The sequence below is a fragment of the Corynebacterium hiratae genome (genome assembly GCF_009708045.1).
Lineage (GTDB): Bacteria > Actinomycetota > Actinomycetes > Mycobacteriales > Mycobacteriaceae > Corynebacterium > Corynebacterium hiratae.
Window position 1 is genome coordinate 66964 of sequence record NZ_VIOG01000003.1, and the last position, 12972, is coordinate 79935.

The 12972-nt window shown below is 62.3% G+C and carries 11 protein-coding genes; 4 read left to right on the top strand and 7 right to left on the bottom strand.

What is annotated here, in order from left to right; all coding sequences use genetic code 11:
• Positions 1-5: 5 nt before the first annotated feature.
• Both FME68_RS03280 and sucB read right to left on the bottom strand, forming a co-directional pair.
• Positions 6-1160 carry an MFS transporter gene (locus tag FME68_RS03280; protein ID WP_158396010.1) on the bottom strand — a complete coding sequence of 385 codons (1155 nt, stop codon included), beginning with the start codon at positions 1158-1160 and terminating at the stop codon, positions 6-8.
• 255 nt (positions 1161-1415) lie between these two features.
• Complete coding sequence (sucB, locus tag FME68_RS03285) at positions 1416-3467, bottom strand: 2-oxoglutarate dehydrogenase, E2 component, dihydrolipoamide succinyltransferase (protein ID WP_158396012.1); 2052 nt, start codon at positions 3465-3467, stop codon at positions 1416-1418.
• Between the two features lie 148 nt (positions 3468-3615).
• On the opposite strand from sucB, the gene FME68_RS03290 reads away from it, so the two are divergent.
• The gene (locus FME68_RS03290; RefSeq protein WP_158396014.1) at positions 3616-4023 is read left to right on the top strand and encodes an oxidoreductase; all 408 of its coding nucleotides are present in this window, start codon (positions 3616-3618) and stop codon (positions 4021-4023) included.
• Between the two features lie 11 nt (positions 4024-4034).
• Here the strand turns inward: FME68_RS03290 and FME68_RS03295 are convergent, their stop codons facing one another.
• Positions 4035-4577, bottom strand: coding sequence for an isochorismatase family protein (locus tag FME68_RS03295; protein ID WP_071409951.1), 543 nt, complete (start codon positions 4575-4577; stop codon positions 4035-4037).
• Between the two features lie 28 nt (positions 4578-4605).
• Between FME68_RS03295 and FME68_RS03300 the strand changes: the two genes are divergently transcribed.
• On the top strand, positions 4606-5880 hold the full coding sequence (locus FME68_RS03300) for a glutaminase (RefSeq protein WP_158396016.1): 1275 nt from the start codon (positions 4606-4608) through the stop codon (positions 5878-5880).
• Between the two features lie 48 nt (positions 5881-5928).
• Here the strand turns inward: FME68_RS03300 and FME68_RS03305 are convergent, their stop codons facing one another.
• Positions 5929-7428, bottom strand: a complete 1500-nt coding sequence (locus FME68_RS03305) for a leucyl aminopeptidase (protein ID WP_070682171.1) — start codon at positions 7426-7428, stop codon at positions 5929-5931.
• A gap of 212 nt (positions 7429-7640) precedes the next feature.
• Here FME68_RS03305 and FME68_RS03310 point away from each other — a divergent pair, with 212 nt between their 5' ends.
• The gene (locus FME68_RS03310) at positions 7641-8744 is read left to right on the top strand and encodes a branched-chain amino acid aminotransferase (RefSeq protein ID WP_158396018.1); all 1104 of its coding nucleotides are present in this window, start codon (positions 7641-7643) and stop codon (positions 8742-8744) included.
• Between the two features lie 9 nt (positions 8745-8753).
• Here the strand turns inward: FME68_RS03310 and FME68_RS03315 are convergent, their stop codons facing one another.
• Together FME68_RS03315 and FME68_RS03320 are read right to left on the bottom strand one after the other, a co-directional pair.
• Positions 8754-9668, bottom strand: coding sequence for a nicotinate-nucleotide--dimethylbenzimidazole phosphoribosyltransferase (locus FME68_RS03315; RefSeq protein WP_102233645.1), 915 nt, complete (start codon positions 9666-9668; stop codon positions 8754-8756).
• Positions 9669-9680: 12 nt separating this feature from the next.
• On the bottom strand, positions 9681-10373 hold the full coding sequence (locus FME68_RS03320; protein WP_046647938.1) for a DUF3043 domain-containing protein: 693 nt from the start codon (positions 10371-10373) through the stop codon (positions 9681-9683).
• A 179-nt stretch (positions 10374-10552) separates the two neighbouring features.
• Here FME68_RS03320 and FME68_RS03325 point away from each other — a divergent pair, with 179 nt between their 5' ends.
• On the top strand, positions 10553-10897 hold the full coding sequence (locus tag FME68_RS03325) for a HesB/IscA family protein (protein ID WP_046647939.1): 345 nt from the start codon (positions 10553-10555) through the stop codon (positions 10895-10897).
• 83 nt (positions 10898-10980) lie between these two features.
• Here the strand turns inward: FME68_RS03325 and asnB are convergent, their stop codons facing one another.
• The gene (gene asnB, locus FME68_RS03330) at positions 10981-12903 is read right to left on the bottom strand and encodes an asparagine synthase (glutamine-hydrolyzing) (RefSeq protein ID WP_158396023.1); all 1923 of its coding nucleotides are present in this window, start codon (positions 12901-12903) and stop codon (positions 10981-10983) included.
• Positions 12904-12972 lie beyond the last annotated feature (69 nt).

Here is a 12972-nt window from a genome sequence, read left to right on the forward strand (position 1 = left end):
TGACATTAACCCCGGTTACCCCTGATTCGGAGATGTAGCGTCACGGCAGTCAGCGCCGCGACAGCGAACCCGATGATGAAGGCGGTGGAATACCCCGTGACAGGGCCCAAAAGCGAGAGGATGAACGGGGCAAAGAAGCCGAGGTAGGTCAGCGAATAAAACACCCCCGTTGCCGCGCCGAGTTCCGCTGGGTGGGCAATGGCTTGAGTTTCTGCGAGCCCGCTGAGCATGCCAATTCCATAGGAGCTGCCCATGATGATGGCCGCGAGGGGCAGGAGGAATACCGCCCAGCCGTGGTGTGCCGCCGCGACGACGATGAGACACAGGACCATGCCTATCGCGGCCAGCACCATGCCGTGGAACGCGGTTACGCGGATGCGGCCCGCTAGCTGCTGGATTACCACGCCGCTTCCCATGGTGAGTAGCGCACAGAGCCCGGCAATGAGAATGGGGTGGCGCAGGTGCTCACTGAGCTGTGAGGGGAGGAAGACGAAGGCAGTGGTGGCGGAGCCAAAGACCCACGGGGCATAGGCCACGACCGGTAGGTAGCGGGGAGTAAGCAAACTCGTGGGTATGAAAGTGCGGCGTTGCGTAGGCTTCGGCGCAGTGTGATTCTCCGGAACCGTCCACACGAGCGGCACGACGATGAGTGCCAACCCGATATGCAGAACATAAGGCACGACGGTGGGCCAAGGGAGGAACTCTGCGGCGATACCGGCAACGCCAGGTGCCAACGCGAAGCCAGCCGAAAGAGCAATGGAGGAACGCTTCGCACCAACGCTGAGGTGGGTGCTGAGTTCCTTAATCCAGGCAGCGCCGGAAGACATGGCCAGTCCCACCGCAGCCCCGGCACACAGGCGTCCGATCAGCAAGGGGAGGAAGGCGCCGCCTGCGCCACTGAGGAAGACCAGTGAACCCGCAGTGGTGGAGAGGACGGCTGGGCGCATGACAGCGCGGCGTCCCAGCGAATCCGAGAGCGGACCGCCTATGAAGAGAGCCACCATGATGCCGAGGGCGTAAATGCCAAAGAGGAAGGTCGTCTGCAGAACCCCCAAATCGGTGGTGACTTGGTAGACCACGACCATGGGGGCGAAAAGATTAGCGCCGCACGCGACGAGGAACATGCCGAGAGCGACGCGGAACCACTTCTGAGAAACCATGCTGCACAGTCTAGTGTGCTGAGTCACAGAGGTTAGGTCTTGGTGGCAAGACGGTTAAAGAAAACGCGCCTATCTGCCAAACTTAGCGCCGATCTCTGAAAACCGGGCAATAGTTTTGGCAGATAGGGCAGTTGCGGCGCCACTGAGCGATGTCACCGAGCTGTGTTTGCGGGGGTGGAGGAAAGCCGGGTGGAAAACGACGAAGCTCCCCCGCCGCGGTGGCGGGGGAGCAAGCCTAGGGCTTGGCTCTAGGGCTTAGAGGTCAAGGTCGGCTTCGAAATCTGCGGTTTCGAGGCGGTCCTTGATGGTGGTGATGAAGCGACCAGCGTCGGCACCATCGACCACCTGGTGGTCGTAGGTGAACGGCAGGTAGCACATCTGGCGGATGGCGATGGCGTCCTGGCCGTCCTCGGTCACGACGACCGCGCGCTTGGTAATTGCGGCGGTGCCCAGGATGCCAGCCTGCGGCGGAACCAGAATCGGGGTATCCAGCAGGGCGCCCTCGGAGCCGATGTTGGTCACGGTGAAGGTTGCACCGGTCAGATCGTTCGGCTTGAGCTTGTTGTTGCGAGCCTTATCAGCCAGCTCGGCGATCTTCTGGGCAATCTCCGGCAGCGTCAGCTCCTGGGCCTTGTGGATGACCGGGGTCAGCAGGCCACGCGGAGTATCCACGGCGATGGCCACGTTGACGTCAGCGTGGTAGGTCATCTCCTTGGTCTCCGGGTTGTAGGACGCGTTGACGTTCGGGTGGGAGACCAGCGCCTCAACGGTGGCCTTCACGATGAACGGCAGGAAGGAGAGGTTGGCCTCGTACTTGTCGATGAACGCCTGCTTGGACTGCTTGCGCATATCCCAGATGGCGGTCATATCGACTTCCTGGACGTGGGTCAGCTGAGCAGAAATCTGGAGGGCCTCAACCATCTTGGTCGCCGTGATCTCGCGGATACGGTTGACCTTCTGGGTGGTGCCGATGAGTTCCTGCTTCTCCGGATCCACAGACTTGGTGGACCAGCGAGCGCGCGGGTTGCTGGAGGAGGCGCTAGCGGAGGAGGCCGGTGCCTCACCTTCGCCGGCGGCGGCCAGGACGTCCTGCTTGCGGATGCGGCCGCCGACGCCAGTGCCGGAGACGGTGGAGAGGTCTACGCCGTGCTTCTCAGCCAGCTTGCGCACCAGCGGGGTGACATACGGGACGTTATCGCCGTTGTTGACCTTCGTGGAGGTCTCAGAAGTCTTCGGCTCGGAGGACTGGGAAGCAGCAGGCTTCTTCTCTTCTGCCTTCGGCTCCTCCTTCTTCTCCTCAGCCTTGGGCTCTTCCTTCTTTTCCTCTGCCTTTTCTTCCTTGGCGGCGGGCTTCTCGGAGGCTGCGGCGGAGCCGTCGCCGACGCGGGCGATGACGGCGCCGACGTCGACGGTGTCGTCTTCCTCGGCGAGGATTTCAACGAGGGTGCCGGCGACTGGGGAGGGGATTTCGGTGTCGACCTTGTCGGTGGAGACCTCGAGGAGTGGTTCGTCGACCTCGACGGTGTCGCCGACGGACTTCAGCCACTGGGTGATGGTGCCCTCGGTGACAGACTCACCCAGCTCCGGCATTTCCACGTCGGTGGCATCACCAGAAGCGGCCGGCTTGTCCTCTGCCTTCGGCTCTTCCTTCTTCTCTTCGGCCTTGGGCTCTTCCTTCTTTTCCTCTTCCTTGGCGGCAGGCTTTTCGGAGGCTGCGGCGGAGCCGTCGCCGACGCGGGCGATGACGGCGCCGACGTCGACGGTGTCGTCTTCCTCGGCGAGGATTTCAATGAGGGTGCCGGCGACCGGGGACGGGATTTCGGTGTCGACCTTGTCGGTGGAGACCTCGAGCAACGGCTCGTCGACCTCGACGGTGTCGCCGACGGACTTCAGCCACTGGGTGATGGTGCCCTCGGTGACGGACTCACCAAGCTCCGGCATTTCCACGTCGGTGGCATCACCAGAAGCGGCCGGCGCCTCGGACTCAGCGTCCTCAGCGGGCTTGTCTGGGGTCTCGGCAGCCTTCTCGGAGGAATCCGCGGACTCCTCAGCAGCCGGTGCGGATTCGCCTTCGTCACCGATGATGGCGATGACTGCGCCCACGTCTACGGTGTCATCTTCCTCAGCCTTGATTTCGAGGATGGTGCCGGCGACCGGGGAGGGGATTTCGGTGTCGACCTTGTCGGTGGAGACCTCGAGCAACGGCTCGTCGACCTCGACGGTGTCACCGACGGATTTCAGCCACTGGGTAATCGTGCCTTCGGTTACGGATTCGCCCAGTTCGGGCATCACAACAGAGTGTGCCATAAGTGTTAAGACTCCTCGAAAGTTGGAATTAGTGAAACGCTAGTGTTTGATTCTACAGCGTGTTTATAAAAGGTGCGCACGGGTGGGGTGAATTAGGGAATCCTCCGCACGAAGTGGCTGAAGGTGGCCTCCGGTAGGCTAAAGAGCCATGTTCAACCCCTTCCGCCGCAACAGCTCCAAGTCCCAACTGCGCCCGCCCCGCGCACCGGGGGAGACCATTCGCGCAGAAGACGCCCAAGAGCTTCAAGCCTGGGCTCAGGGACGTGCCTTTATTGAGGCCTTTATTGAACCGGAGACCGTGGTCAACGAGATGTCTGTCGTTGTGGTGGATGAAAACGGCGCCTTCATCCGCCGTCGCATTGGTGGGCCCAAAGGCATCGACGCGGTGGCTAAGCTTCTGCGCTGCGATGTCTATGACGTCGAAGAGACTGGTTACCCCCAGCGCATGCGCGAGCGCATCGAGCGAGAGCGCATTCTGCGCAAGCGGGAGGAACAACGCGAGCGCCGTCAGCGGTTTGAACAGCGACAGCAGCGGAATGGCCAGGACGGCAATTAGAGGGGTGCTGCCTAGCCAGTAATGATGGTGGCGCCTGCCTTCTCAAGCTCTTCCAGAGCGGCGGCGCCGCGGGCCTCGTCGACAGGCGCGCAGTAATCCGCCAGCACACGCACCGTGAATCCCTCCGCAAGGGCGTCGGCAGCGGTGGCGCGCACGCAGTGATCGGTAGCGATGCCTACGATGTCCACGGCGGTGATGTCGTGCTCGCGCAGCCACTCTGCCAGGGGAACGCCGTCGGCCGCGCCTTCGAAACCGGAATACGCAGCGGTATATTCACCCTTCTTGAAATAGGCCTGGGCGGGTCCGATCGCTTCGTGCATCGCGGCGCCGAAGGAATCGGCCACGCAGTGCGTGGGCCAGGTATCAACGAAGTCTGGATTCTCGGAGAAGTGGGTACCCGGATCGATGTGCCAGTCCTGCGTGGCAACGACAGTGTCGTAGGAAGGCTGGAGTGCACCGATGCGATCGGCCACCTCATTTCCGCGCTCGGTGGCGAGGGCTCCGCCGGGGCAGAAGTCATGTTGGACGTCGACAATGATGAGTGCAGGTGTCATACGCGGCAATTCTATACGCTGGGAAACGATGAAAACACCGATTCCTTTTTATCTACAGAAGATCCTTGATGGCGTTCACGATCACGATTCCGGAGAAGTCGCGGACTATATCCCGGAGCTGGCTGCCGCAAACCCCGAGCAGCTGGGGGCTGCGCTGTGCTCTGTGACGGGCCACCTCTACAGCGCCGGTGACGCAGAGACCCGCTTTACCATCCAGTCCATTTCCAAGCCCTTCGTCTATGCCCTCGCTCTGAGCGAGTTCGGCCCTGACGCGGTTCGTGAGGTGGTAGGACTCGAGCCCTCGGGGCAGGCCTTCAATGAGTTATCCCTAGCCAAGGACCACCGCCCCCTGAACCCGATGATCAATGCAGGTGCCATCGTGGTCAATCAGCTGATTAATGGGGTGGAGTCGACCGTGGAGGACCGCGTGGAAAAGATCCGCGCCTTCATATCCCAGTTGGCGGGGCGCGAGGTGGACGTCGATAAGCGCCTGTGCGACTCGGAACTTGAGCACGCTGAGCGCAACCTGTCCCTGGCACATATGCTGCGCTCCTACGGCATCATCCAGGACGATGCCCACGACGCCGTGCTGTCCTATACCTCGCAGTGTGCCCTGTCGGTGGACGTGCGCGACCTCGCCGTCATGACCGCGACCCTGGCTAATGGTGGCCGCCAGCCGGTAACGGGGGAGAAGATTTTGGACGCCGACGTCTGCCGCATGACGCTGGCGGTGATGAGTTCCTGCGGCATGTACGACGGTGCTGGGCGCTGGATGGCGGAGGTGGGAATCCCCGCTAAGTCCGGCGTATCCGGAGGACTCATTGGAACGCTGCCGGGGCAGATCGGCGTGGCGACGTTCTCGCCGCGTCTCGATGAGCAGGGAAATAGCGTGCGAGGAACCGAAATCTTCCGCGAGCTCTCCTCGGACATGGGCCTGCACTTGATGTCCACGGAAAACCGCTTTGGTGTGCACCCAGTGCGCAGCGTCGACGAGGATGACGACACCGCGATTATCCGCCTACAAGGTCATATCAACTTCACCGCCACCGAAGCCATCCTCCACGAGCTGGAGGAGCGCCAGTTCTCCGGCAAGCGCTTGGCCTTGGACTTCTCCCAGGTCTCTGGCCTGCACAAGGTGGGCCGGCGCATGCTCAAGGAAGGACTGCGCCGGCTGCGTGAGGAAGGCAACGAGGTCGCGCTTGTCGACGACGACGGGCTCGTCACCGACCGCGCCATGTCCGACGGTACGGTCCTCCCCTTGGCGGATAAGGAGGACTACGTCATCGCCGGCGACGAGGTGTGAGCGGCCTAAAGTCGCTCACACGAGGGGCCACATGGAAGCCGCTCTGATCTAGGCTTCTGCGATCTCGCGCAGCGCTGCCACCACGGTGCGCACCGGAACTCCGGTGGCGCGCTTCGGGGTGTAGCCGCGCGGGGCGGAACCGTTCCAAGAGGGGCCGGCGATATCGATGTGGGCCCACTCGATGCCCTCGCCCACGAACTGCTTGAGGTAGGTGCCGGCGAACTCCATGCCGCCCTCGCGCTTCGCGTTGATATTGCGGATGTCTGCGGCCTGGGACTTGATCTCCTCGTCGTGCTCTTCCAGCAGCGGCATGGCCCAGGCGTTCTCACCTACCTCGCGGCCGATTTCGGCGAGGCGATCGCGGAAGACCTCGGAGCCCATGATGCCGGAGGTGCGCGAACCCAGCGCCACGATCTGCGCGCCGGTCAGCGTCGCGGTCTCAATGAGGTAATCCGGCTTGTCCTCGCTGGCGCGGGCGATGGCATCGGAGAGAACGAGACGGCCCTCGGCATCGGTATTGAGAACCTCGGAGGTCAGGCCGCCGTAGTGGGTAATGACATCTCCCGGGCGGGTGGCGCCAGAGCCCGGCATGTTCTCAGCCAGCGGCAGGGTAGCGGTGATCTGAACCGGCAGCTTTAGCTTGGCCGCAGCGATGATGGTGGCCGCCATCGCAGCGGAGCCACCCATATCAGAGATCATGTCCCACATGCCATTGCCCGGTTTCAGGGAGATACCGCCGGTATCGAAGGTAATGCCCTTACCTACGAGAGCCACGTGTTTCTTGGCCTTCTTGGGCTTCCAGCTCAGTCGCACCAGACGCGGCGGGCGGGCAGAGCCCTTGCCTACCGCGAGGATGCCGCCGAAGCCCTGCTTCTCCAGCTGCTTTTCATCGAGCACCTCGACGTCAAGACCGGCTTCCTTTGCCTGGCCGGAAAGGAACGCGGCGTAGGACTCCGGGTAGAGCTCGTTGGCGGGGGCGTTCACGAGGTCGCGGGCAAGCAAGACAGACTCGGCCACGGTGCGGGCTGCCTCAAACTCCTCGGAGACAGACTTATCAGCCACCACCACGAAAGTGGCTGGTTGTTCCTTCTCCTCCAGTTCGGTGGAGCGAATGCCGCGATAAGCGTAGCCGCCGAGGATGAGACCCTCGACAGCAGCAGAAACACCGAAGTCCGCCAGGCTGGTCACGATGGTGCCCACGCCCGCGGTGGCGCGAGCGGCGCTGCCGGCGGCGCGGCGCAGGGCCTCGGCGTCGAGTTCCTCTACATCGCCCAAGCCCAGTGCAATGACCTGCGCAGCCCCTGCCTTCTGCGGGGCGGGAACCTTCACGATTTCCCCGGCCTTGCCCGTCGCGCCCACGGCCGCGAGAGCCTCGTACGTCGAGCGCAGTGCGGACGAGCTGAGAAGAGAGGTGCCCGGCACCTCGAGTCCCTCCTCGCCGGCGAAGGCGGCGATCAGCAGGGCATCTGCTTGCTTGGGGGCCTTCTTGGCCAGCTCAACAGTGGGGAAAGAGCCGCGTGCGGGCAGTTCGAACGTGGAAGAAGCCACGATGTCCTCCTTGAGAAAAGTGACAATGGGATACTCCTCACACACTACCCGTGTCTATGGTGTGGAACGTAGTGGGATTACAGTGGGATTACGGTGGGAGTGGGGTGGGGTGGCAGCGGGGCTTGTGGGCTCGCCGAGTGGACTCAAGGAGTGGTGATCTAGCTAGGGCATTTCTGCATCTCTATAGGGGGCTAAGGAGTACGCTGTAATCCATGTTGAATTACACCGTGACGCGAACTGAAACCCCCACCTCCCCGGAGCGCCTGCAGGAAATTCTGGCGAACCCGGGCTTTGGTAAGTACTTCACCGACCACATGGTGACGATTGACTGGACTGAGGACAAGGGATGGCACGACGCGCAGGTACGCCCCTACGCGCCGTTTAGCATGGATCCGGCGTCCACCGTCTTCCACTATGGCCAGGCCATCTTCGAGGGCATCAAGGCCTACCGCCAGCCAGATGGCAGCATCGCCACCTTCCGCCCGGAGCAAAACGCGCAGCGTCTGCAGGCTTCCGCTGAGCGCATGGCTATGCCGCAGCTGCCGGAAGAGGAGTTCATCGAGTCCCTGCGCCAGCTTGTCGACATCGACCAGGCCTGGGTCCCCGAAGCCGGTGGCGAGGCAGCGCTGTACTTCCGCCCCTTCATGATCGCTACTGATGTGTCCCTGGGCGTGCACCCGGCGCACTCCTACCGCTATGTCGTCATCGCCTCCCCGGCAGGCGCGTACTTCACCGGCGGCATCAAGCCGGTGTCCGTCTGGCTATCCACTGACTTTGTTCGCGCTGCTCCCGGTGGAACGGGTGCGGCCAAGTTCGCCGGCAACTATGCGGCCTCCCTGCTCGCCCAAGCGCAGGCCGCGGAAAAGGGCTGCGACCAGGTGGTGTGGCTGGACGCCATCGACCGCACCTACATCGAGGAGATGGGTGGCATGAACCTGGCTTTTGTCTACGGCGAGGAGGGCAACCAAACCCTGGTGACCCCGGCGCTGTCGGGTTCGCTGCTGCCGGGCATTACCCGCGCCTCGCTTCTGCAGGTTGCTGAGGATATGGGGCTGAAGGTCGAAGAGCGCCGCATCACCTACAAGGAGTGGGAGCAGGACGTTGCTTCCGGCGCCATGGTGGAGGCCTTTGCCTGCGGCACCGCAGCCGTTATTACCCCGGTGGGCCACGTCATGGGCGACGAGACCGACTTCCACATCAACAACGATGAGGCCGGTGCTACGACGATGGCCCTGCGCGAGCGCCTCACCGGCATCCAGCGCGGGTCCGTGGAGGATACCCACGGCTGGCTGCACACGCTGGTGGAAGCGAAATAAGCACGCCGTCTAGGCGAGCTCTGCGGCCAGCTGCACCAGCGGCAAGGCCGCGAGCGCGCCGAGGGGGAAACCTTCGCTCAGGTTTAAATCAAGCAGTGGGGTTAGTCCCAGCTCTTTGAGAGCAAGCGCATACGCCGGTTCGGGGGTGGTCGTCCCTGCGCGCAGCCAGCCCTTCACGCCGGGCGCGGTGCGCTCGGCCAGGACAGCGGCGGTGGCGGCCAGGGGGCCGTCGATAAGCACCGGCGTCCGCCGCGCCGTGGCCTGCGCGATGAAACCCGCCAGCGCTGCGAGATTCGGGGAGCCGATGGTCTGCACGACCTCCCAGCCCTCCAGGTTGCGGGCGCGGAACATCGAGTCACGCACAACGCTCACGCGGGCCTTCCACATCGCATCCGTAATACCGCTGGCCAGAGTATTCGTCCCCACAATCGCCACCGGTTCGGTATGGGTAATCCGGCCCATGACGCTGGCGGCGACTGTGCTTGCGCCGATACCAAAATCAGACGTGATGAGCAGATCAGTGCCCGAATCGATCTCCCGGTCTGCCGTAGCCATACCGAGTTCGATGTGTGACTCGCACTCTGCCGGGGACATAGCGGCAGAGGGGGCACCAGGCTCAGTGCTGGTGGACTCTGCGCTGCATTCGACGAAGTCGATGCCCGCTCCTGCCCGCTGCGCAGCGCTGAAGAGATTATCGCGCCACCGATCTGCATCGCTGAGGGAGTGCTCTGTGGCTTCTGCACCGTCGACAGTGGGTACAACGTTGGCATCAGCGCCCTCAAAGACGATGGCTCGGGGGCGCTGAAGGGGCTTCGCCTGCGGGGAATCCTGCGCTGCCGCCAACCACGCGGCAATTTCGGCTACGCGGTTTGGTTGAGCTGCGGTTGAAGGGCGCAGCTGGGGAACCGCGGTGAATTCAGGCATGTGTCCTCCGGTTTAGACGGTGGCTCCGCGCTCCACCTGCGGGCGCGGGGTGCGCCACTTACGCGGCTGGGAGGCGCGGGAGTACGCGTAGAAGCCTAGGCCAAAACCGGCCTCGGTGGTTCCGGGGAACTTCAGGCGCACGGCGTTGTTGCACTTGCGCGCGAGCCAGAAGCCCTCGACGGCAAAAACAACGATGATCGCCATTGCACCGATCGAGATGATCTGCGACAGGCGCGGGTCCCGGGTGCTGACAAACATGAGTACGAGCAGGACGATAGCAAAGGGCATGACCCACTCGTTGATAAAACGGCGGGAATCTACCCAATCGCGCACATAGCGGCGGACCTCGCCCTTATCGCGGGCGAGCAAGTAGCGCTCGTCGCCAGCGGCCATGCGCTCCTGTGCCACCTTGTTACGTTCGCGGGACTCAGCGCGCTCCTTACGCTTATATTCCTTCCATTCCGCCTTGGACATGGAAGCCTTAAGCTCCTTGCGATGCTGGTAGCGTTGCGCGTCCGACATCCCCCGGGGATCACGCTTGACGCCGCGGGCGATTTCCTGCGCATCACGCTTGGGCGTGGGGCGGCCCTTCGGCGGCGTGTAGCCCTTGCGGTGCGGTTTCTCGGCGGCGGGTTGCTCTTCCGGCGCCGGGGATTGCTCGGCGGGGGAAGAAGTCTTGTCATCTTTTTGCCACGGAAGTTTCACGCTGTTTAGCGTACAAGGTCTAGCAGACATAACGGGAATAGGCCCGCGGGAGAGAGCGTTGTGGTTAGGGAACAGGACACCTGTGAACCACTAGTGAACTGTGAGGCATCCTTTCTTCCTCACATGTGAGGGGGTAGGGTGGGCTCCAGAAAAATTCCGCATATATAAGAGGAGAAATCATGACCGCTCCCGCGTCTGCAACCGGAGTTATCCTGACCGAGGCCGCTGCCGCCAAGGCAAAGTCCCTGCTTGAGCAGGAAGGCCGCGACGATCTGTCACTGCGCATTGCTGTCCAGCCAGGCGGCTGCGCGGGTCTGCGCTACCAGCTCTACTTCGATGACCGCACCTTGGATGGTGACAAGGTGGACTCCATTGGCGGCGTTAACCTCGTCGTAGACAAGATGTCTATCCCGTACCTCACCGGCGCCAAGATTGACTTCTCCGACACCATTGAGGCCCAGGGCTTTACCATCGATAACCCCAACGCTGGTGGTTCCTGCGCTTGCGGTGATTCCTTCAATTAAATTCAAGTAAAGTCACGTTGACAAAACGATGAAGCCCTCGTCCGCAGTGTGCGGCGAGGGCTCCGTCAGTTTTGTTGTTTGAACTAGAGCTTCACGGGGTAGTCGCGCTGCTCGATCTTCGGGTCGATGCGGTCTTCGACGAAGATGCCGTGCCAAATCATGAAGGACAGCACCGTCCACAAACGGCGTGAGTGATCGGATACACCGTCGCGGTGCTCCTTGAGCATCTCCAGAACTTCCTTCTTGTTGAAGATGTCCTCGGTCTGGGACTCGGTAATCTGATCCTGGGCCCAGCCGTAGAGCCCATCGCCGGCCAGCCAGTGGCGCATCGGAACCGGGAATCCCAGCTTCTTGCGGTGCAGCACGTGCGGGGGAACGATCTGCTCCATAGCCTTGCGCAGCGCGTACTTGGTCGTGCCGTGCGAAATCTTGAGGTCGTAGGGGATAGTTTCCGCGACCTTAAACACTTCCTTGTCGAGGAAGGGAACGCGCAGCTCTAGGGAGTTGGCCATGTTCATCTTGTCGGCCTTGACCAAGATGTCGCCGCGCATCCACGTAAACAGGTCGAGGTGCTGCATGCGGGCTACCGGGTCGAAGTCCTGTGATTGCGCATAGATCGGTGCGGTGACCTCGCGGTGATCCCACTCCGGCTTGGCCCAGGGGAGCACCCGCTGGAGCTGCTCGAAGTTAAAGGAACGTGCATTGCCGTAATAGCGCTCCTCTATGGTCATCGAACCACGGTTGAGCAGGGACTTGCCCTTCATTCCTTCGGGGAGTACCTGTGAGAGCTTGCCCAAGCCGCGGCGCAGCGGGGAGGGGATCTTCTCGAACGGAGCTAGCGAGAGTGGCTCCTTATAGATGGTGTAGCCGCCGAAGAGTTCATCCGCACCTTCGCCGGAGAGCACCACCTTGACGTGCTTACGGGCTTCCTGGGCCACGAAGTACAAGGGGACAAGAGAAGGATCTGCTACGGGGTTGTCCAGGTACCACATGATCTTCGGGACAGCCTCGGCGTATTCCTCGGGGGAGACGATCTTGACGATGTGCTCCACACCGATCGCCGCGGCGGACTCGGCGGCGACATCCACCTCGGAGTAGCCCTCGCGCTCGAATCCCGTGGTGAAGGTGAGTAGGTCTGGGTTGTGGCGCTTGGCCAGAGCTGCGATGGCGGTGGAATCAATGCCACCGGAGAGGAAGGAGCCGACGGTGACGTCCGCACGCATGTGCTTCTCGACGCTATCCTCCAACGCCCGGGCGATCCTATCGAAGAGCTGCTGCTCCTCGCCCTGCTTGACGGGTTGGATGGGGAAGCGGGGCTTAAAGTAGCGCTCCGATACAACTTCTTCGCCAGGGCGAAGCGTCACGGTGCAGCCAGACTCGACGCGGCGAATATTGGCGTGGAGGGACTCTGGCTCAGGCACGTACTGCAAGTCTACGTAGTGCTCGATGGCGCGCCTATCAAGGCTGAGGTCTAGACCGAGCGAGTCGGCCATCGAAAGGATGCACTTCATCTCCGAGGCGAAGACCGTGCCCTCCTTGGTGGTGGCGTAGTAGAGCGGCTTGATGCCGAACTGGTCGCGGGCGGCAAACATCGTGCGCGTTTCGGTATCCCAGATAACGAAGCCAAACATGCCACGCAGGTGCTCTACGACGTCCTTACCCCAGTGGTGATAGCCCACGACGATGGGCTCGCCGTCACCCTCGGTGTTGAAGGTATAGCCGGCGGCACTGAGCTCTTCGCGGAGTTCTACGTAGTTATAGATTTCGCCGTTGAAGGTAAGGGCATAGCGCTCGGGGTTGTCCTCGGGGCCCCAGCGGAGCGGCTGATTGGAGTGTTCGAGGTCGATGATAGATAGGCGGTTAAAGCCAAAAGCCGCATCATCGTCGTGCCAGGTTCCGGCAGCGTCCGGGCCGCGGTGGCGCATGCACTGAAGAGACTGTTCAAGAGCTTCCAGGTGCTGGGCGGCGTTGCGATCGGCGCTCAGTAGCGCGCAGAGTCCGCACATAAGCTTGCTTCTCCTTATAGATCAAGGTTCATCTCCGGAACACTTTACGGCCGCGGCCAAACGATCTGC